The organism is Rhizobium mayense (assembly GCF_030272705.1).
Lineage (GTDB): Bacteria > Pseudomonadota > Alphaproteobacteria > Rhizobiales > Rhizobiaceae > Rhizobium > Rhizobium mayense.
This window is the reverse complement of the sequence record NZ_JARFYM010000009.1, coordinates 102,989-123,133: the sequence shown is the minus strand read 5'-3', so window position 1 is coordinate 123,133 and position 20,145 is coordinate 102,989. Positions and strand designations below refer to the sequence as shown.

The window sequence follows — 20,145 nt, the reverse complement described above, 5'->3', positions numbered from 1 at the left end:
CCGGCCAGAATACTGATCATTGATGGAAAGAGAAAGTGCTGCACCGCACATATGCGCTGCGGGCAGCCTTCATCAGTGCTCTTCGTATTGCAGGAAGGAAGAGTCGGCGAGATCGGCAAAGCGCGTGAACTCCGACTGGAAGGCGAGCTTTACGGTGCCGGTTGGCCCGTGACGCTGCTTGGCGATGATAACGTCGGCCGTACCCTTCACCTTGTCGAAGAGGGCTTCCCATTCGGCATATTTCGGATCGGCCGGATCGCGCGGTTCGGCGTTCTTGACGTAATATTCCTCGCGGAACACGAAGAGCACGACGTCGGCGTCCTGCTCGATCGAACCGGATTCACGCAAGTCCGAAAGCTGCGGCCTCTTGTCGTCGCGGCTTTCGACGGCGCGCGATAGCTGCGAGAGCGCGATGATCGGTACGTTCAGCTCCTTGCCGAGCGCCTTCAAGCCGGTGGTGATCTGGGTGATTTCCTGGACGCGGTTCTCGTTCGATTTCCCCGAGCCGGTCATCAGCTGAACGTAGTCGACCACGAGAACGTCGAGGCCGCGCTGACGCTTCAGGCGTCGCGCCCGCGCCGACAACTGGGCGATGGAGATACCGCCGGTCTGGTCGATATAGAGCGGCACCTTCTGCATCATCATCGAGCAGGCGACGAGCTTTTCGAAATCGGCATCATTGATGTCGCCGCGGCGGATCTTGGACGAGGAAACTTCCGTCTGCTCGGAGATGATACGGGTGGCGAGCTGTTCGGAGGACATTTCCAGCGAATAGAAACCGACGACGCCGCCGTTCTTCGCTTTGGTGGAGCCATCCGGCTGTACCTCGCCCTCATAGGCGGCGGCGATGTTATAGGCGATATTGGTGGCGAGCGAGGTCTTGCCCATGCCGGGACGGCCAGCGAGGATGATCAAGTCCGAGCGCTGCAGGCCGCCCATCTTGCTGTCGAGCGAATGAATGCCGGTGGAAATGCCGGACAGACCGCCATCGCGCTCCTTGGCGACGGCCGCCATGTCGATCGCCAGCGCCACCGCGTCGTTGAAGGCCTGGAAGCCGCCGTCATACCGGCCGTTTTCGGCGAGTTCGAACAGCCGGCGCTCGGTATCCTCGATCTGCGTCTGCGGCGGCATGTCGAGCGGCGCATCATAGGCGATGTTGACCATGTCCTCGCCGATGGTGATCAGCGCCCGACGAAGCGCCAGATCGTAAATGGCGCGGCCATAATCCTCGGCATTGATGATCGACACGGCTTCGGTCGCGAGACGGGCGAGATATTGCGCCACCGTCATGTCGCCGACCTTCTCTTCCGCCGGCAAGAAAGTTTTGATCGTCACCGGATTGGCGGTCTTGCCCATGCGGATGATGTCGCCCGCCACCTCGAAGATCTTTCGATGCAGCGGCTCGTAAAGATGAATGGGTTTCAGAAAATCGGAGACACGGTAATAGGCGTCATTGTTGACGAGGATGGCGCCGAGCAGGGCCTGTTCAGCCTCGATATTGTTGGGCGCTTCGCGGTAATGCGGTTCGGCGGGAGCAATTGCGGCGATCTTTCGCGCAGCTTCGTTCATTTTCCGTCTCTTCGTATTTTGGAGTGCCGAATGGTTTGCGACGATCCGATGTCAGGGTCAATTGCAGAAGGGCAGTGCCGTGCCGAACGGCATCAATTCCTCCGGGCTATTCACATTGTTCCACTCATCCACAGGGACAAATTCTCCGCAGTAAAAAAGCCCTTGTCGCCACTTTGCAACGGAATGCCCGACACACGAATCACATACGAGAACTTCTATGGGTCATTTTAGCCCGGTCCGCCCCCGGTGACATCCTGCAAGCTGCCAATCGCGCTTGAAAAGATGTGAGAACCCGGTTATTTCGTTGAATTAGGGTAGGTTACTAATAGTATAAAGCAGCAATTATGTCTGGTGCGCCGCCACGCCGAGAACTGTTCGACGAACTTTCCGCTTTCAATCGGAAGCTGAGAGCGGCGTTCGACGGCCTGGTGCGCGAGCATGGCATGACGCTGGCGAGAGCCCGGGTTTTCCATAAGCTTTCGAAGCGCGATGGCATCAATCAGCGCGAACTCGCCGATGAGCTGGAGCTTGAAACCCCAACCTTGGTGCGCATCCTCGACGCCATGGAGGCGCAGAGCTTCATCGAGCGCCGTGCGGTGTTGTCGGACCGGCGCGCCAAGCAGATATTTATGACAGATTCAGGAAAATTGGTGGCAGCGGAAGTCGAGGCTCTTGCCACTGGCGTGCGTGCGGATATCCTGCAGGGGATTTCGGACGATGATGTCGATATGGCCCTCAAGGTCATCCGCGCAATGACCGCCAATCTGCAGAATGTAGGCAAATCATGAGGTAGCGTATGAGCGGTGAGTCCGGCCCGGTAAATGCGCAAGCCAACGTAGCCGTGCCAGCCGCCCCACCGCCCGTGCCGCACTGGAAGGTACCGCTATATATCGGCGCCTCCGTCATGTTTTTCCTGACGCAGGGCCTCGGTCTCAATCTCGCCTTCGCCAATCTCACGCAAATCCAGGGGACCATTGCCGCCACGACAACCGAATCCGCGTGGTTGTCGGCTGCTTACATGGCGCCGAATGTCAGCCTCGCCATCGCGCTGGTGAAAATCCGCCTGCAATATGGTGTGCGCAATTTTGCTGAAGTCAGCATTCTCGGCTTCCTCGTTGCCTCGCTCCTCAATCTCTTCGTCTCGGACCTGCATTCGGCCATTGTCGTCCGCTTTTTGAGCGGCATTGCCGGCGCACCGCTGTCGACGCTTGGCTTTCTCTACATGCTGGAAGCCTTCGAGCCGGCCAAGAAGCTGACAATCGGCGTTAGCCTAGCGATGATGAACACGCTTCTGGCAGCGCCCATCACCCGTCTTGTCTCGCCGTCGCTCCTCGATTATGGCGAATGGCGCGGGCTCTATACGCTGGAAATGGCATTGGCGCTGCTGGTGATGCCGATCATCTATCTGCTGCCGCTGACGCCGCCGCCGCGGGTAAAGGTCATCGTCTTCGGGGACATTATCGTCTATCTGCTGGTCGCTATCGGTTTCGGTTCCCTTGCGATCGTCCTTTCCGTCGGGCGGCTTTATTGGTGGCTTGAAGTGCCTTGGCTCGGCGTGCTGCTGGCTCTCAGCATCGCCACCGTGACGCTCGCCGCCGTCATCGACTTGCGCCGGCCAACGCCGCTGATCGACGTCCGCTGGCTGCTCAGTCCGGAGATCCTGCATCTGACCGCAATTCTGCTGATCTTCCGCATGATTGCTGCCGAGCAGACCTCGGTTCTCATGACTTTCTATCAGAATGCTGTCGGCCTGCTCTACGATCAGCTGGCGATGCTCTACTGGATCATCCTGGCTTTCTCGATTATCGGCGGTCTCATATGCACTGTGCTGATGAGCTATGGGTTGAGCTGGCAGATCCAGTTCGTGGCGCTCGTCATGATGGCCATCGGCTCCTTCATGGATGCGCAGGTCACCACCCTGACCCGACCTGAAGAGATGTATCTCAGCCAGGCGCTGGTTGCAGCCGGTGCGGCCCTTTTCCTGCCGCCTTCCATGTCTGCGGGCTTCAAGGCTGCCTTTGCCAAGGGCGCGCCTTATCTCGTGACCTTCTTCGTGGTCTTCACCTTCACGCAAAGTATCGGCGGCCTGATCGGCTCGGCCTTCTACGGTACGCTGATCATCATACGTGAAAAGTTCCATTCCGCCGTGCTGACCGAGCGTGTGTTGCTGATGTATCCCCACGTCGCCGAGCGCGTCAGCCAGCTTTCCGCGTCTTATGGCAGGGTAATCGGCGACAGCGCACTGCTGAAGGGCGAGGGATTGGCGCTACTCGCCGCGCAGGTTACCCGCGAGGCCAATACGCTCGCCTATGGCGATGCCTTCTTCGTCGCGGGTGTCATTGCGGTCGTATCGCTTGTCGCGCTTTCGCTGCATGTCTTCTACCGTTTCATCAAGGCGCGGCTCGCCGATTCGCGGCCGCAGGCCGTGGCATCCAACCCTTAAAGGTATGAAATAGCTCCATGTCGAGGCTTGTTCGCTCCCCCATCGAAGTTATCGCCGTGCTCGCCGGTGTCGGCGGTGTCATGCTCGTGCTTTATGCCTGGCATTTGCCGCCTTTCCAAAGTTCCGTCGAGACAACAGACGATGCTTACGTCAAAGGCTATGTGACGACCATCAGCCCGCAGGTCAGCGGCTATATCACGGATGTTCCGACGAGAGACTACAAGCTGGTCAAGCAGGGCGACGTGCTGGCAAAGATCGACGATCGCATTTATCAGCAAAGGGTGGCGCAGGCACGCGCGACGTTGGACGGCCAAAAGGCCGCACTCGCCAACTCGCAACAACAGGAGCAGGCGGCGCGAGCCGGCATCGCCTCAAGCCAGGCACAGGTCGATAGCGCCAACGCTGCCATGAAGCGCGCCCAGCTTGCCTGGGATCGCGTGGCGACGCTGGTGGCCAAGGGCGTGTCGACTACCGCCGATTCGGAACAAGCGCAGGCGACGCTGGAACAGGCAAAGGCTGCGGTCAATCAGGCGAAGGCGGCGCTTGACGTGTCGCAACAGAATCTGACGACGATCATTGTCAACCGCGCCTCGCTGGAAGCCGGTGTGAGTGGCGCGGAAGCCGCCGTGCAACTTGCGGAGATCGATCTGCAGAATGCGACGATCGTCGCGCCACGAGATGGCCGCGTTGGCGAGGTCGGCGTCCGCCTCGGCCAATATGTGACGGCGGGAACGCAGCTCATGGGGCTGGTTCCGAAGGATGTCTGGGTCATCGCCAATTTCAAGGAAACGCAGCTCGACGGTATGAAGGTCGGCCAACCCGTGACCATTTCCGTCGATGCACTCGGTCATCGCGAGCTCAAAGGCCATATCCAGCGCTTCTCGCCGGCGGCGGGTTCGGAATTCGCCGTCATCAGAGCTGATAATGCCACGGGCAATTTCACCAAAGTGGCGCAGCGCGTCGGCGTACGCGTCAAGATCGACGAAAATCAGCCCCAGGCGGACGATCTTGCGCCCGGCATGTCGGTGGTCATCTCCGTCGACAAGAATTCGCCGCCCGTGCAGGATACGGCGGAGAATTGAGGCGGCAAGGGGTGAGCCCGTAGCCGCCGGGCGAACGAAACAAATAAAAAGCCTGGGTCGCAAGACCCAGGCTTTTTTCATTTTCACATCGCTGCGAAGGTTCGAATCAAGCTTCGTCTTCGGCGTTGCCGTCAGCTTCCGGATCGAAGAAGTCTTCCGGACGCAGGGCATCTTCGTCGACGCCGTAGATGGCGTCAGCGGAGGTGAGGGTTTCGCCCTTGGACTGACGCTCGGCCTCTTCGGCGGAACGGGCAACGTTGAGCTCGACGTTGATTTCGACTTCCGCATGAAGCGCGATCGCGACATTGTGCAGGCCGATGGCCTTGATCGGCGTGTTCAGGTGAACCTGGTTGCGGCCGATGTTGAAGCCTTCGGCAGCCAGAATTTCAACGACGTCGCGAGCGGCGACAGAGCCGTAGAGCTGGCCGGTTTCGCCAGCCGAGCGAACGACGATGAAGGACTTGCCGCCGAGAACGTCGGCAACCTTCTGTGCTTCGCTCTTGCGCTCGAGGTTACGAGCTTCGAGCGTGGCGCGTTCGGCTTCGAAACGGGCCTTGTTGGCGGCGTTGGCGCGCAGTGCCTTGCCGAGCGGCAGCAGGTAGTTACGAGCAAAGCCGTCACGAACCTTGACGGTTTCGCCCATCTGGCCGAGCTTGGAGATGCGCTCGAGGAGAATGACTTCCATTTTATTGTTCCTTTCTGATGTCAGAGTTTCGAGTCTGGTTGTTTGGAATTATCGGCATTCTTGTTCGGGGTCAGCGATATCGCCTTGCGGGTATCGTAGAGGCCGAGAACGAGAACGATGAAGAGCGGCAGCGTCAGCAGGAAGGACATCAGGTAACAGATGATCAGTACCGGCAGGCGCCAATCCTTGCCCCGTGTCCGGTAATGCAGCGACGCAAAGCCGGAAACGATGAAGCCCGCGCCGAAGGCACCGAGCACGGCGGCGGCGATGAGGGCCAGGACGCCGCCGAAGAAGATCGCGACGATTGCCGCGAGAAAAATGAAGATCGCATTGCGGTTCATGCGCAGCGCCGAGGGAATGTCGTCGCGCGGGCGCAGATTGTGGTTCGAAGCCGCGACGATGCGGGTGGCCACATAGTACGCGGCCAGCAGCATCATGACCCAGATCATGCCCCAGGCGACGGGGATTGCATAAAGCATGACGGCCTTGGTCTTCTGAATCGCGACAGGATCGACCGGCAACGTCGGCTGCTGCTCGCCCATGGCCTTGACGTAGAGATCCACCACCTCGCTGACGAGGTCGGCGCCGTAGCCCATGACCGCACCGGCCACGATGATGACGACGGCGGCCAGTCCGCATAGGTGCAGCATGATGTCGGAGAGCGGATACCACGCCATGAGATTGTCCGGCCCCCCGAGTTCGTTGGCAGGACGCGCCAGATTGGCGAGATGGCTGAGCCAAGCAGGGATCAGCGTCAGCAGAACGACGAAGAGCCCGAAATAGACCGATTGCGCGATCGTGCCGACGATGCCGGCAGCCACGACGGCGGCGATGACCGCGATGTTGCCCCAGCCGAGGCCGACAATGAGGATCGGAAGGGCGGAAAGTGCGCCGAACAGGATGAACATCAACGGCTGCACCGTCGCGCCATACACAAGTAGGGCGGCGGTAAGACCGGCGAGGGCGCCGATGGCCAGCACTTTCGGGTTCATCTGTTTCACGTCGCTGTCCTGCTTCGTATCGAGCAGTTAGAGGATGCTTCCGACACTCGGTTCTGAAAGCCGTCCCCAACATGGGGTTTCAAAGTTCCGATCCGCGCCCACCGCGGAAGGGAAAAGGGAAGGCATGACTGCCTTCCCTTAAATTACGTCGCGTCGGTCGAGATTAGGCGACGACGTAGGGCAGCAGGCCGAGGAAACGAGCGCGCTTGATCGCCTGAGCGAGTTCGCGCTGCTTCTTCTGGGAAACGGCCGTGATGCGGGACGGAACGATCTTGCCACGCTCGGAAATGTAGCGCTGCAGGAGGCGAACGTCCTTGTAGTCGATGCGCGGCGCATTGGCGCCCGAGAACGGGCAGGTCTTGCGGCGGCGATGGAACGGGCGGCGGACCGGTGCGGAGGAAACTTCAGACATCTTTCAGAACTCCTTATACGCGGTCTTCGCGCGGACGGCGCGGACGGTCGTCGCGGTCACCACGATCCGGGCGCGGACCGCGATCGCCGAAGCTGCGCTCCGGACGGTCGCCATCGCGGCGCGGACGGTCGTCACGGTCGCGCTTCTGCATCATGGCGGACGGGCCGTCTTCATGCTTTTCGACAGCGATCGTCATGTAACGCAGGACGTCTTCGCTGATGCGCATCTGACGTTCCATTTCCTGGACGGCAGCGGCCGGTGCATCGATGTCCATCAGGGCGTAATGAGCCTTACGGTTCTTCTTGATACGGTAGGTAAGGGACTTGAGGCCCCAGTTTTCGATACGCCCGACTTTACCGCCGTTAGCTTCGATAACACCCTTGTACTGTTCTACGAGGGCATCGACCTGCTGAGCGGAAATATCCTGCCGGGCAAGGAATACATGTTCATAAAGAGCCATGGATAGCTTTGCCTTTCTTGCGTTGGTCTGACCCGATATTCGGCGGCTAAGCCTCAACGACTGCTCCTGAGAGGGATAAACCCAAGCAAGAAAAGCGTTTCCGAGACGGTCGAGAGCGGAGACACGGGAGGCTGGAACGCTTCCGTTCCGAACGATTTTCAGAGAAGAAAACCGGCCCTCCGTTCAGCCACCAGCCAGAAGACCGGGTTGCGAACAGGGCGGCTTATACGGATTTTTCGGGGAAAGGCAAGGGCTACATCTAAATCGGCTACGGTCGGTCGAGGGCCGGCCTTGCCGCAAATAACCAAAGCGGACAAGTCGGCAGTGAGACTCAGCTTCAATGCGACTACTTATTTGACACCACGGCGCTGCAACAAACTTCCCGAACATACGTATTGCCGAACGTTACGACCGCGTCTTTTGGGATTGCATGGCTCGCCAGCAGTGATCGGAGCAGGGAACGTTCAATGTCGTTGCCTCCTGGAGTCTTGACCGTGATTGCAAACCAGCCGTTTGTTGTTAGATGCGCAGCCAAAGGAATTTTGGAATTCAAAACGATCGATCGTGCCGCTTCTAAATTGTCGACGCTTTTGATCTGAATATAGCGCCTGCCGAACTGGTTTTCCTCGAATTCCCGAACCCAGACCCAAGTATGGTGCATGTATCCGGTCTGGCCGGCAATTGACACCTGATACCAGTCGCCTTCGCGGCCTTTGATGTCTAGCGCACTTCCGTTCGCAAATTTGGCGACCGTTTTTGAGTCTGCGTTACCACTTGCCTTCAATGGCGCTGTGCCCGCGGGATGCTGAACAATGCCGTTTTGTGCGATCGGAATTTGAAGTGAGGCGGATACGTTGCTTGCAACCTGTGATTCCGGCCCTGGTTCCTCTTCATCCGGCGTGGTTACTCTATATTGCTTCATCTCGCTTGCCGAGAGATAGCGAATGTCGTCGGAATCATATTGTAGCGAAAGTTTCAGCAACCCGGGATCGGCGCCCATATCTGTCATATAGGAAATGACATCGGCAGTGATCGCTTGCACCGCGGCGACCGCCTCCTCGACACGCATCCCCTTCGTGTCGCTAAATGAAGTCTTGTGGACGCCGATGGAGCCTGCCTCCGCAACACGGATGACGCCTCCGAGGAAGGCTAGGGAGCAGGCGGATGCACATTCTTTTGTACGCACGGTGACTGTGTTCAAACCCAACGATCGGATCAACCTGCCGAGCTCGATCGCTTTTTTGACGTTTCCGCCAGGGCTGTCGAAGTTGACAGCTTCCGCATGGTAAGAAATCACCACGCTGCGAAATTTACTCAAATCGTCATCGGCATCGAACGAGCCGTTTACGATTACAAAGCGTAGTCCTTCGCTCGTTGTAAGTTTGGTATAGGTAAGATGGGCAGCGGCACCGCTTGCAAACAGAGTCGTGCTCAAAACAAGCAGCCATGCAGCACAGCTCATTTGAAATAATTTCATCACACGTCCTCTTGTCCGCTGAGGACTATGAATTTCACAGCCTTCATATTTTCACAAGGTGAGCGTTTATTATTGAGTTTGACTAATGTTAAAATTGCAATGTGAAATCACGGCCATCAAGATCAACCTACCGTTTTTAGCCAGCCAGCCGTTTATGCCGCGTGGATTTTTCACGTGGGCGTTGACCATATCCACTAAATTGGTGCCTGCCTGATCGATCTTCCGGCCGGACCTGGCGCACGGAATTTAGTCATCCGGCAACGTGAAGACCGCGCAGGGGTCGGCGATACCGCGCAATGGGTGCTCGCCTAAGGGGATCAAGGTCGTCGTCGTCTCAGCCGCCACTGCGCCGGAGATCAGCACGCTGCGGCCAAGCGGCTTGCATAGCCCTTCGAGCCGGCTGACCAGATTGACTGCAGGGCCTATGGCGGTGAAGTCCAGCCGGTCGGCGGCGCCGATATTGCCCCAGAGCATCTCGCCGAAATGCAGTGCCGCACCAAAAGGCAACGGCGGCTGCCCCTGCGCCTGCCGCACCGCATCGAGGTGGGCCATGCCGGCGCGGGCGGCGGCGACCGCGCGAAGCGCCGCTTCGCAGGCCTCGCCCGGCGCGCCGGTGGCCGGGAAAATCGCGAGCACGCCGTCGCCGATAAACTTCAGCACCTCGCCCCCGAAAGCATGCACTGCCCCGGCAACGCGGTCGAACCAGGCATCGAGGGCTGTGATCATCGCCGCCGGCTCCGTCGCCTCGGACAGGGCGGTGAAATCGCGTAAATCGGCGCAGAGCAGTGCAGCACGGATCGTTTCCCCGGTGCCTCTGTGCAGCGCGCCGGCTTGTACCCGGGCGGCACTGCGCCGGCCGAGATAGGCCTCGAGAAGCGCTGCCAGCGCCGCTTGCGCAGCCAACGCAGCCAAGGGCGCTCCGGCGAAGCGCGCGGCCTGGCGCAGCCGGCCGGTCTCGACGGAGTCGAATGGCCGAGTCCCGGCCCAGCCCAGCACTGGGCTGTCCTGGGCTGTGCCGATCGTGTCTTCCTGCACTGGGCCAAGCCCGGTCAGCCAGTCGTGTCCGGCTTGGCTAGGTGGACCGCCGGCGAAGCCCAGCGACTCGATCACCGTCCCGGTTTCGGATCGCCATAGCCAAATGCGTCGGGCGATGATCGGATGCGGTACCGCGAGCGACAGGGCTCCCCCGGCAAGCGGCAGGCCATCGGCCAGTAGCCGTCCGCCGAGCTCGGCCAGGAACCGTTCAGGGCCGGGCGAGGCTCCTGCCTCGTCAACCAGCCAGGCAAGAGGGGCGGGCAGATCCATGCCTCGATCATGCCATGGCCGCCGCAGGCTGTCATCTGCGTTGGCGGCGGCGCTTATGTTTGCAATGAAAGCTACGGCTACGTCTTGCGACTGACGCCGTTGGGCGCGGTAGTCGGCTCAAGGCCGGCGATTTCGGGTGCAGAAAGCGGTCATTTTCTGCCAGCCATTGGGTCCGGACCCGGATCTCGCCCGGCTGCAGCTTCGGCGAGCCGTCCAAGATAGTGAGCCCAGCCTTCAGCATGGCCGGCGCATTGTTCGGCATTGGGCAGGCCGGTGTGGGTCAGGCGCAGCAGCGTTCCGTCCGGTTGTTCGATCAGGTCGATCTCGACCAGGCTCGACCCCGGTGGGACCGCGTCGCTGCCATCCCAGCCGAAACTATAGGCCAGGCGGTGTACGGGTACGACTTCGCGAAAGGAGCCGCGGGCAAAACGCGCACCAGTGACATTGACGAGATAGAGCCCCTCGGGCTGAGGCTCGATCTGTGCCTCCGTTCCCATCCAGCGCAGAATCTTTTCCGGATCGGTTAGGAGGGCGAAGACCGCTGCGGGCGGCGCCGGGATGCGCCTCTCTTGGCGGACGACGAGGGTTTCTGGCATCGGTCTCTCCTTTGGTTGCATGGCCTGCCTCACCGGAGGCGGAGAATGGACAGCCACATCCTAACGCGGAACGTCCTCAGGCAACAGCATGTAGGCGCAAGCCTGCCTGCAATAAGGGCGTTACTTGATGCCCGCGACGGGTTGCTACGCTGTGCGCTCAATCTTCATTATTCGCAACGGGCGGAAAGCGGCGTTGGCCTTGGCAATCCCATCAATGATCCGCAGGAAATATCGGCATCGGCGCATCCTTCATCATTTCTGCGTAGAGCCGTTCGGTCTGCTGATCCGTCGGGAACATGCATTCGAGCCTGAGCTCCTGCAATGCGATGGACATCGGGGTGCCGACTGTCGTTATCAGTGAAAAGAAGCCAAGATTCTTGCCACCCTTCACAAAGACCAGAGGAATGACGGGCGTGCTTGTGGGCGCGGTGAGCGCTTTCCAGTCGACTTCGACATCTGGATAGGCGAGCAGTGTTTTCAGCAGCTCCCGGGTCTTGTCGTCGACGACCCGGCCGATGGACTCGCGATGGACGCGCGCCAGCAAGCTTCTCGATGTCTCCGGCCAGTCGCGAATGAAGGGGCGCATTCCGGCGGGGTCGAACATCAGATGCAGCAAATTGCGTGGCGAATTGCGCGCTGCCATATCGACGAAGCAGTTGAAGAAGCGGAGCGTGGCGGTGTTGGACAGCAGAACATTCCAATAGCGATCCATGACAACCGCGGGGAAAGGTTCATGCTGACGCAGCATCCGCCGCAGAGCATCTGCGACGGGTTGCATTTCCGGTGCGTCCCAGGAATCATCCGAATAGATCGGTGCGTAGCCCGCGGCGAGCAACAGTGTATTGCGTTCGCGGAACGGCACGTCGAGCGCCTCGGCGACGGTCAGCAGCCTCTGGCGGCTGGGGACGCTGCGGCCGCTTTCGACGAAGCTGATATGGCGTTGCGAAACGCCCGTCTCCATCGAAAGGTCGAGCTGGCTTTTGCCGCGCACCTCCCGCCAGTGACGCAGCAACGGGCCGAGCTGTTTCGACACAGATATCGCTTTGTTGCTGATCGTCATGAAGGATCTCTTTGTCGGCTGCGCCTGGGGCATCTTATGCCTGGCACGGAAAGGTTAGAATTGCACCGGCCCGACGGAGCCGAACCAGTGACGCACTCTGGTGTGATCAGCCTCGTCCATGTAAAAGAAATGCGTCATGACGGGCTTGACGACAGGGTGGTTCGGATCGTCCGGGGTCATCGTAACGAAGCCGCGAAAGACCTTGAGGACCCCGCCGTCCCAATATTCGATCACATCATGAACGGCGGTAAATCCGGTGTCGATGAAAGCGCGCAGACTTTCGCGGATGGTCTCGCGGCCCTTCCATTCAGCGATACCCAAATTTGCGGTGGCATCGTCTGCGAAGCAGTCGAAGCCGGCGCCGAAGGTCTTGTCGTCAATTTCCTTCCAGAAGGCCAACAGCCAGTCCGGTGTTTCACGCTTCGTAAAAAGCATCTCATTCATAGTCTGTCTCCTGATGTGTTGCTGAAGGCAACAAGAGGCCAGAGCTGCCGGGGCAAAACCGCCGGCGCTTGCTGTCTGTTCTCTCTCGTTGGTGCTTATCTCTTGTGGAGATGTCCCGAAATTACGCGCCAGTACGACACGTCTCAATTACATCAGGGGTCATATTTTCGCGGCTTGTTCGGCCGTCTTTGTGCCGACGGACAAGATCGGCTTACGTGTCGACGCAGATGCGATCGGGCTTCGCAAAAGAGTATCTTGCAGTCGTTGCGCCTTGCCGCGGCGGCAAGGCGCTTTCACCCGACGTTACATCGGCCAAGGATAGAGCCGGTGTACCTTTTCGATCTCGGCAATCGCCTCTTCCGGCAGCGTGACATAGGCTGAAGCAATGTCGGTTTCGAGCTGGCCCATCGAGGTCGCACCGATGATGACGGAGGTCATGAAGGGCTTGGTCAGGCAATAGGCGAGCGCCAGCTTGGCCGGATCGAGATGATATTTGGCGGCGATCTCCAGATAGGCCTTCACCGGCGGCTCCTGCAGCGGCTGCAAGCGGCCGCCGATGTCGGTATTGATAGAGCCGCGCGAGCCGGCCGGCCGTGCGCCACCGACATATTTGCCGCTGAGAATGCCGCCGGCGAGCGGAGAATAGGCGAGCAGGCCGACATCTTCGTAATGCGACAGCTCGGCCAGATCGAGATCGAAGTGCCGATAGAGCAGATTATATTCGTTCTGGGTTGAGACGACGCGCGGCAGGCTCTTTTGCTCGGCGATCGTCAGATATTTCTGGATTCCCCAGGTCGTTTCGTTGGAAAGGCCGATAGCGCGGATCTTGCCGGCCTTCACCAGCTCGCCCATCGTCTCCAGGATGTCGGTGATGTTGGCGATCGCCTTTTCGCGGTCCTGGGTGAAAGGGTTGTAGCGCCAGTTCTGACGGAAATGGAAATGGCCGCGGTTCGGCCAGTGCACCTGATAGAGGTCGATATAGTCGGTTTTGAGCCGCTTCAGGCTGCTGTCGATTGCGGCGCGAATATTGGCGGCATCCGCGCCCTGGCCGCCACGCAGATAGTTGCGGCCGGAGCCGGCGACCTTGGTGGCGAGTACGATCTCCCCGCGCTTGCCAGTCCTTTCGAGCCAGCTGCCGATATATTCCTCGGTACGGCCCTGAGTCTCCGGGCCGACCGGCGTTGTCGGATACATTTCGGCCGTATCGAAGAAATTGATGCCCTTATGGAGGGCATAATCCATCTGCTCGTGCGCTTCGGCCTCGCTGTTCTGCGAGCCCCAGGTCATCGTGCCAAGGCAAATCTGCGAAACGGAAATATCGGTGCGGCCTAAATTCTTATACTTCATGGGAAAACCTTGAGGCTGGCAGGAAAAGTCTTATGGAAAGAGTCGCGCAAATCTAGGCGGGAAATGAGCGAGCGCAAGAAGAAAATCGCCGCTTCTCGCATCTGCAAAAGGCAGTGAACGCAGGGATTGCGCTATTGACTCCACCGCAAACAATGTCATTGGGGAAGCGAAACGACCCCGAAGGAAGCCTTATATAATGACTGTTGCTTTCACATTTCCCGGCCAGGGTAGCCAGACCGTCGGCATGGGCAAGGATCTCGCGGACAATTTTGCAGAAGCGCACGCCGTTTTCGAGGAAGTCGATGAAGCGCTCGGTGAAAAGCTTTCTGACATCATTTTCAATGGCCCCGAAGACAAGCTTACGCTGACTGCGAACGCACAACCGGCGTTGATGGCCGTATCGATCGCCGTCATGCGCGTTCTCCAGGCGAAGGGCCTCGATCTGAAGAGCAAGGTTGCCTACGTTGCCGGTCATTCGCTCGGCGAATATTCGGCGCTGTGTGCCGCCGGCACCTTCTCGCTGGCCGATACGGCGCGGCTGCTGCGCATTCGCGGCAATGCGATGCAGGCGGCGGTTCCGGTCGGTGTCGGTGCCATGGCGGCGATCATCGGCCTGGAACACGCCGACGTCGTCGCGATTTGCGGCGAGGCTTCGGCCATCGGTGCTTGCCAGATCGCCAACGACAATGGCGGCGGTCAGATCGTCATTTCGGGCGAGAAGGCTCCCGTCGAAAAGGCTGCCGAACTCGCGACCACCAAGGGTGCAAAGCGCGCCATCCTGCTTCCGGTGTCCGCACCCTTCCATTCGTCGCTGATGGCGCCCGCCGCCGAGGCTATGCGGGCGGCTTTGGCAGAGGTCGCGAAATCCGATCCGGTCGTGCCGGTCATCGCCAATGTTCGCGCGGCTCCGGTGACGGACGCTACCACGATCGGCAATCTACTGGTCGAGCAGGTTACGGGTCAGGTGCGCTGGCGCGAAACGGTGGAATGGTTTGCCGCCAATAATGTAACGACATTATATGAAATCGGCGCCGGCAAGGTGCTGACGGGCCTGGCCCGGCGCATCGACAAATCGGTGACCGGTATCGCGGTGAATTCGACCGCCGATATCGACACCGCGCTCGCCAGCCTGCTTGGCTGATACAACAATTTGGAACGAGGGAAATCACATGCTTGATTTGACCGGCCGCAAGGCCCTGGTAACCGGCTCTTCCGGTGGTATCGGCGAAGAAATCGCACGGCTGCTGCACAAGCAGGGTGCCATTGTCGGCCTGCACGGCACGCGCGTCGAGAAGCTCGAGGCTCTGGCCGCCGAACTTGGCGACCGCGTCAAGATCTTCCCGGCCAACCTTTCCGATCGCGATGAGGTCAAGGCACTCGGCGTCAAGGCTGAAGAGGAACTCGGCGGCGTCGACATCCTCGTCAACAATGCCGGCATCACCAAGGACGGCCTGTTCGTGCGCATGAGCGACGAGGACTGGGACAGCGTGCTGGAAGTCAACCTCACCGCCGTTTTCCGGCTGACCCGGGAGCTGACCCATCCGATGATGCGCCGTCGCTACGGCCGCATCATCAACATCACCTCCGTCGTCGGCGTCACCGGCAATCCGGGTCAGGCCAACTACAGCGCCTCCAAGGCCGGCATGATCGGCTTTACCAAGTCGCTGGCGCAGGAGATCGCGACGCGCAACGTGACCGTCAATTGCGTTGCCCCCGGCTTCATCGAGAGCGCCATGACCGGTAAGCTGAACGACAAGCAGAAGGAAGCTATCATGGGTGCCATTCCCATGAAGCGCATGGGCAGCGGGGCCGAAGTCGCGTCCGCCGTCGCCTATCTGGCCTCCTCGGAAGCAAGCTATGTCACCGGCCAGACGATCCACGTCAACGGCGGCATGGCAATGATCTGAAAAAGGAAAAGTCTGTTGGGGGGAACTTTCCCTCCAATAGCATGTTGAGCAACCTGGAAGCGGCTATTTTCTGGCTTTGCGACAGACTTAAACCGTGTTAAGCGGGCCATGACTGTGTTCAGTCGTCCCGAAAATGCAGACGGACTGGGCCGCGTGTATGGCGGCAGGGCCGAATCTCAAGACCGGGTTGAACGGGTTTGCCAGCGGCGCCGATACAAGCGCTGCAGGCTTGAACAGGGTAGGGATGTCAGACGGCATTCTGATCAGGACATAAATAAGGTCGAGGAAACCGACATGAGCGATATCGCAGAACGCGTAAAGAAAATTGTTATTGATCATCTTGGCGTTGACGCCGACAAGGTTGTTGAAAGCGCAAGCTTCATCGACGATCTGGGCGCTGACTCGCTCGACACCGTCGAACTAGTCATGGCCTTCGAAGAAGAATTCGGCGTTGAAATTCCTGACGACGCTGCCGACTCGATCCTGACGGTTGGCGACGCGGTAAAGTTCATTGAAAAGGCCCAGGCCTAATTATTTGCGCTTTGTAAAGGGCGGGCTCTCTGAGTCCGCCCTATTTCGTCCGGCAAGGTCGGACGGACCATATTCATACGCATGGCATGATAAAAAGACGGGGGTCTGCGGGCGATGAGACGTGTCGTTATCACGGGTACCGGCATGGTATCACCTTTGGGCTGTGGCACTGAGGTGTCTTGGGCGCGCTTGATCGCTGGACACAACGGCGCGCGTCTCGTGACGGAATTCGAGGTCGAGGATCTCGCGGCGAAGATTGCCTGCCGCGTTCCGGTCGGCGATGGCAGTGACGGCACATTCAATGCCGACGACTGGATGGAGCCGAAGGAACAGCGCAAGGTCGATTCTTTCATCATCTACGGCATGGCTGCCGCCGATATGGCGCTGAATGATGCCGGCTGGCATCCGACATCCAATGAAGACCAGATCGCCACGGGCGTCATGATCGGCTCCGGCATCGGCGGCCTGGAAGGCATTGTCGAGGCTGGCTATACGCTGCGCGACAAGGGTCCGCGGCGGATCTCGCCCTTCTTCATTCCGGGGCGTTTGATCAACCTCGTTTCCGGCCAGGTCTCGATCCGCCACAAGCTGCGTGGTCCGAATCATGCCGTCGTCACGGCCTGCTCCACCGGCGCACATGCGATCGGCGATGCGGCCCGCCTGATCATGCTCGGTGATGCGGACGTGATGGTCGCCGGCGGCGCAGAAGCTCCGGTTTGCCGTATCGCGCTCGCCGGCTTTGCCGCCTGCAAGGCGCTGTCGACGCAGCACAACGACGATCCGCATAAGGCATCGCGCCCCTATGATCGCGACCGCGACGGCTTCGTCATGGGCGAGGGCGCCGGCATCGTCGTGCTGGAAGAGCTGGAGCACGCCAAGGCGCGCGGCGCCAAGATCTATGCCGAAGTGGTCGGCTACGGTCTTTCCGGCGATGCCTATCACATTACCGCGCCGTCTGAAGACGGCGAGGGCGCATTCCGCTGCATGACCTCGGCTCTGAAGCGCGCCGGGCTGACGCCGGCAGATGTCGACTACATCAATGCGCACGGCACCTCGACGATGGCCGATACGATCGAGCTCGGTGCTGTCGAGCGGCTGGTCGGCGACGCAGCGTCCAAGATTTCGATGTCGTCGACCAAGTCGGCAACCGGCCACCTCCTTGGGGCCGCCGGTGCGATCGAGGCGATCTTCTCGACGCTCGCCATTCGCGACAATGTCGCGCCGCCGACACTGAACCTCGATAATCCGGAACGGGAAACGGCCATCGATCTCGTTCCGCATAAGGCCCGCAAGCGGGACATCAATGTCGCGCTGTCGAATTCCTTCGGATTCGGCGGTACGAACGCATCACTTGTTCTGCGTCGTTATGAGGCATAAAAACAGCGCGTAATTCCGAAAAGCAGGGAGTGCTTTTCGGCAAGGCCATGCGCCATCCTTGAATGTTATTGCGTCCTTCGCGTGTCCCGTGGGATGTGACGCGGTAATGTCTGATCGGTCGAAAGCGGATCTTCGCCAGGCTCCGCTTTATCTTCTGAACCTGTTTTTTGCCGCATTGCTTGGCCAAACAGCAGGCAACGACAAAATAAAGGGATTGCCGGTGAGCGATACGAACCAGAACAACGGAACTCCGAACGGGCAGAAGGGGCCGATCATCCCGAAATCGGCCAACGAAGCCCTGCGTCCGGAGCGTGTTCCGGATCCGCCGAAGCGTTCCCGTAAAGCCCGCAGCCAGATGGTGATCTTCCTGAACTTTCTGATGACGCTGGTCGTCTTCGTGATCGTTCTCGCTGTCGTCGGTACCTACTACGCCATTTCCGCTTATCAGAGCCCTGGGCCGCTGACGACGAACAGCAATTTCATCGTGCGCAACGGCGCAGGCCTTGCCGAGATATCCAGCCGGCTCGAAGCCAGTAACATCATCACCGATGCCCGCATCTTCCGCTATCTGACAGCAACTTATCTGCGCAATGGCGAGACGCTGCGGTCCGGCGAATACGAGATCAAGGCCGGCGCTTCGATGAAGGATATCATGGAGTTGCTGAAGTCCGGCAAGTCAATCCTCTATTCGGTCACCTTGCCGGAAGGACTGACCGTACGGCAGATATTCAACAAGCTGCAGGCTGACCCGGTGCTGGAAGGCGATCTGCCATCGGCCTTGCCGCCGGAAGGCAGCCTGGAACCCAATACCTATAAATTCACGCGCGGTGCGAGGCGCACGGAAATCATCGATCAGATGAAGGCCGCGCAGGAAAAGCTGGTCGATGAGATATGGGAGAAGCGCGATCAGTCATTGCCGCTGACGAATAAGCGCGATCTGGTCACCTTGGCGTCCATCGTTGAAAAGGAAACCGGGCTTGCGGATGAGCGCGCCCATGTGGCGTCCGTTTTCCTCAATCGCCTTGGCAAGGGCATGCGCCTGCAATCCGATCCCACGGTCATCTACGGACTCTTCGGTGGCGACGGCAAGCCGGCCGATCGCCCGATCTTCCAATCGGACCTGAAGAAAGAAACGGCCTACAATACCTACCTCATCAAGGGCCTGCCGCCGACGCCGATCGCCAATCCGGGTAAGGATGCGCTCGATGCCGTGGCCAACCCCTGGAAGACACAGGACCTCTATTTCGTTGCCGACGGCACGGGCGGGCACGTCTTCGCCGCGACGCTGGAAGATCATAACGCCAACGTCAAGCGCTGGCGCAAGATCGTTGCGGAAAAGGGAGAGGATCCGAGCGCGATCGCTGTCGACGGTCAGCCGGATGACAGCGGCGCTGCTGCCGCTGGTGGCGGCCTTTCTGGCGCGCAGCAGAAAAAGAAGACGAACTGATCTCTGCTGCGCCGTGCTTTCGATCGGGCGCACGGCGTAGTCTCACCTTTGCATTGGTCTATGATCCTCTGATTTTGAAAGGATTTTGGACGAAAACTATCGGAGGCTTGCATGCTATTGCAGTCCATGACCGGTTTTGCCCGGCGTGAGGGAACGAGCGGCCGCTCGCGTTGGGCCTGGGAGCTGCGATCGGTCAACGGCAAGGGCCTGGATTTGCGTCTGCGCCTGCCACCGGGGTTGGAGCGTGTGGAAACCGATGTCCGCAAGCTTATCACCGACAGGTTTTCGCGCGGCAATCTGCAGGTCGGCCTCTCCCTATCCGTCGATGAAAGCCGTGTCGAAGCGGTCGTCAATCAGGACGCGCTGGCGACGGTGCTGGCGTTGCGCGGCCAGCTCGCGGGGGTCATCGATCCAGCGCCACTGAGCCTGGACACGCTGCTCGCCATTCGTGGCCTGGTTGAATTCAAGGAAGCCGAGGAAGGCGAAGAAGCGCTCGCAGCGCGCGACGCCGATATCATCGCCGGTCTCGAAGCCGCGCTCGTCGATCTCAGCGATATGCGCCGGCGGGAGGGGCAGGCGCTTGGCCAGATCCTGCTCGGCCATGTCGCCGTCATCGAGACGCTGACGGCGACCGTGGAACGCGATCCGTCGCGTTCGCCGCAGGAAATCGCTGCGAGGCTGGCGACGCAGGTTGCCATGCTTCTGGACGGGACTTCCGGCCTGGATCGTGACCGGCTGCATGCCGAGGCCGCGCTCATCGCGACTAGGGCCGATCTGCGCGAAGAGATCGACCGGCTGAAAGCGCATGTATCGGCGGCTCGTGATCTTATCGCCAAGGGCGGACCGATCGGACGCAAGCTTGATTTCCTTGCACAGGAATTTAACCGGGAATCGAATACTATCTGTTCGAAGTCGAATGCCGCGGCGGTCACTGCCGCCGGCATCGAATTGAAGGTGGTCATCGACCAGTTCCGCGAACAGGTCCAGAATTTGGAGTAAGCT

Annotated in this window: 20 protein-coding genes; 9 read left to right on the top strand and 11 right to left on the bottom strand. The window is 59.7% G+C overall.

The features are described 5' to 3' along the window. Positions 1-72: 72 nt before the first annotated feature. Positions 73-1,569 (bottom strand): replicative DNA helicase, encoded by a 1,497-nt coding sequence (locus PY649_RS13710; RefSeq protein WP_285869003.1) that lies wholly within the window; start codon positions 1,567-1,569, stop codon positions 73-75. Between the two features lie 344 nt (positions 1,570-1,913). Here PY649_RS13710 and PY649_RS13705 point away from each other — a divergent pair, with 344 nt between their 5' ends. The 3 genes from PY649_RS13705 to PY649_RS13695 are packed head-to-tail and all read left to right on the top strand — an operon-like array spanning position 1,914 to position 5,094. Continuing rightward, positions 1,914-2,357 (top strand): MarR family winged helix-turn-helix transcriptional regulator, encoded by a 444-nt coding sequence (locus PY649_RS13705; protein WP_285869002.1) that lies wholly within the window; start codon positions 1,914-1,916, stop codon positions 2,355-2,357. A gap of 8 nt (positions 2,358-2,365) precedes the next feature. Continuing rightward, entirely contained in the window at positions 2,366-4,012 is a 1,647-nt protein-coding gene (locus tag PY649_RS13700; RefSeq protein WP_285869001.1) for an MFS transporter, read from the top strand. A gap of 17 nt (positions 4,013-4,029) precedes the next feature. Further along, positions 4,030-5,094 carry an HlyD family secretion protein gene (locus PY649_RS13695; protein WP_285869000.1) on the top strand — a complete coding sequence of 355 codons (1,065 nt, stop codon included), beginning with the start codon at positions 4,030-4,032 and terminating at the stop codon, positions 5,092-5,094. A 106-nt stretch (positions 5,095-5,200) separates the two neighbouring features. On the opposite strand, the gene rplI is transcribed toward PY649_RS13695, so the two are convergent. From rplI to PY649_RS13645, 10 genes are all read right to left on the bottom strand, one after another. Beyond that, the gene (gene rplI / locus PY649_RS13690; protein WP_285868999.1) at positions 5,201-5,779 is read right to left on the bottom strand and encodes a 50S ribosomal protein L9; all 579 of its coding nucleotides are present in this window, start codon (positions 5,777-5,779) and stop codon (positions 5,201-5,203) included. A gap of 20 nt (positions 5,780-5,799) precedes the next feature. Continuing rightward, the gene (locus PY649_RS13685; protein WP_285868997.1) at positions 5,800-6,780 is read right to left on the bottom strand and encodes a DUF2232 domain-containing protein; all 981 of its coding nucleotides are present in this window, start codon (positions 6,778-6,780) and stop codon (positions 5,800-5,802) included. Between the two features lie 163 nt (positions 6,781-6,943). Further along, on the bottom strand, positions 6,944-7,192 hold the full coding sequence (gene rpsR, locus PY649_RS13680; RefSeq protein ID WP_004122103.1) for a 30S ribosomal protein S18: 249 nt from the start codon (positions 7,190-7,192) through the stop codon (positions 6,944-6,946). A gap of 13 nt (positions 7,193-7,205) precedes the next feature. Next, positions 7,206-7,652 (bottom strand): 30S ribosomal protein S6, encoded by a 447-nt coding sequence (gene rpsF, locus PY649_RS13675; RefSeq protein ID WP_285868996.1) that lies wholly within the window; start codon positions 7,650-7,652, stop codon positions 7,206-7,208. A gap of 346 nt (positions 7,653-7,998) precedes the next feature. Continuing rightward, positions 7,999-9,129, bottom strand: a complete 1,131-nt coding sequence (locus tag PY649_RS13670; RefSeq protein ID WP_285868994.1) for a hypothetical protein — start codon at positions 9,127-9,129, stop codon at positions 7,999-8,001. 246 nt (positions 9,130-9,375) lie between these two features. Beyond that, positions 9,376-10,434, bottom strand: coding sequence for an adenylate/guanylate cyclase domain-containing protein (locus PY649_RS13665; RefSeq protein ID WP_285868993.1), 1,059 nt, complete (start codon positions 10,432-10,434; stop codon positions 9,376-9,378). A gap of 149 nt (positions 10,435-10,583) precedes the next feature. Beyond that, positions 10,584-11,030 carry an SRPBCC family protein gene (locus tag PY649_RS13660; protein ID WP_285868992.1) on the bottom strand — a complete coding sequence of 149 codons (447 nt, stop codon included), beginning with the start codon at positions 11,028-11,030 and terminating at the stop codon, positions 10,584-10,586. A gap of 211 nt (positions 11,031-11,241) precedes the next feature. Further along, complete coding sequence (locus tag PY649_RS13655; protein ID WP_285868991.1) at positions 11,242-12,090, bottom strand: helix-turn-helix domain-containing protein; 849 nt, start codon at positions 12,088-12,090, stop codon at positions 11,242-11,244. Between the two features lie 54 nt (positions 12,091-12,144). Next, the gene (locus tag PY649_RS13650) at positions 12,145-12,534 is read right to left on the bottom strand and encodes a nuclear transport factor 2 family protein (RefSeq protein ID WP_285868989.1); all 390 of its coding nucleotides are present in this window, start codon (positions 12,532-12,534) and stop codon (positions 12,145-12,147) included. Positions 12,535-12,837: 303 nt separating this feature from the next. Continuing rightward, on the bottom strand, positions 12,838-13,881 hold the full coding sequence (locus PY649_RS13645; protein WP_285868988.1) for an aldo/keto reductase: 1,044 nt from the start codon (positions 13,879-13,881) through the stop codon (positions 12,838-12,840). 196 nt (positions 13,882-14,077) lie between these two features. On the opposite strand from PY649_RS13645, the gene fabD reads away from it, so the two are divergent. The 6 genes from fabD to PY649_RS13615 all read left to right on the top strand — a co-directional run bounded on the left by fabD (position 14,078) and on the right by PY649_RS13615 (position 20,142). Continuing rightward, positions 14,078-15,022, top strand: coding sequence for an ACP S-malonyltransferase (gene fabD / locus PY649_RS13640; protein ID WP_285868987.1), 945 nt, complete (start codon positions 14,078-14,080; stop codon positions 15,020-15,022). 28 nt (positions 15,023-15,050) lie between these two features. Further along, positions 15,051-15,788, top strand: a complete 738-nt coding sequence (fabG, locus tag PY649_RS13635) for a 3-oxoacyl-[acyl-carrier-protein] reductase (RefSeq protein ID WP_285868986.1) — start codon at positions 15,051-15,053, stop codon at positions 15,786-15,788. A 294-nt stretch (positions 15,789-16,082) separates the two neighbouring features. Beyond that, the gene (locus PY649_RS13630) at positions 16,083-16,319 is read left to right on the top strand and encodes an acyl carrier protein (RefSeq protein WP_003547058.1); all 237 of its coding nucleotides are present in this window, start codon (positions 16,083-16,085) and stop codon (positions 16,317-16,319) included. A 114-nt stretch (positions 16,320-16,433) separates the two neighbouring features. After that, positions 16,434-17,696 (top strand): beta-ketoacyl-ACP synthase II, encoded by a 1,263-nt coding sequence (gene fabF / locus PY649_RS13625; RefSeq protein WP_285868985.1) that lies wholly within the window; start codon positions 16,434-16,436, stop codon positions 17,694-17,696. Between the two features lie 220 nt (positions 17,697-17,916). After that, entirely contained in the window at positions 17,917-19,143 is a 1,227-nt protein-coding gene (gene mltG, locus PY649_RS13620) for an endolytic transglycosylase MltG (RefSeq protein WP_285869065.1), read from the top strand. A gap of 111 nt (positions 19,144-19,254) precedes the next feature. Beyond that, entirely contained in the window at positions 19,255-20,142 is an 888-nt protein-coding gene (locus tag PY649_RS13615; RefSeq protein ID WP_285868984.1) for a YicC/YloC family endoribonuclease, read from the top strand. Positions 20,143-20,145: the final 3 nt, after the last annotated feature.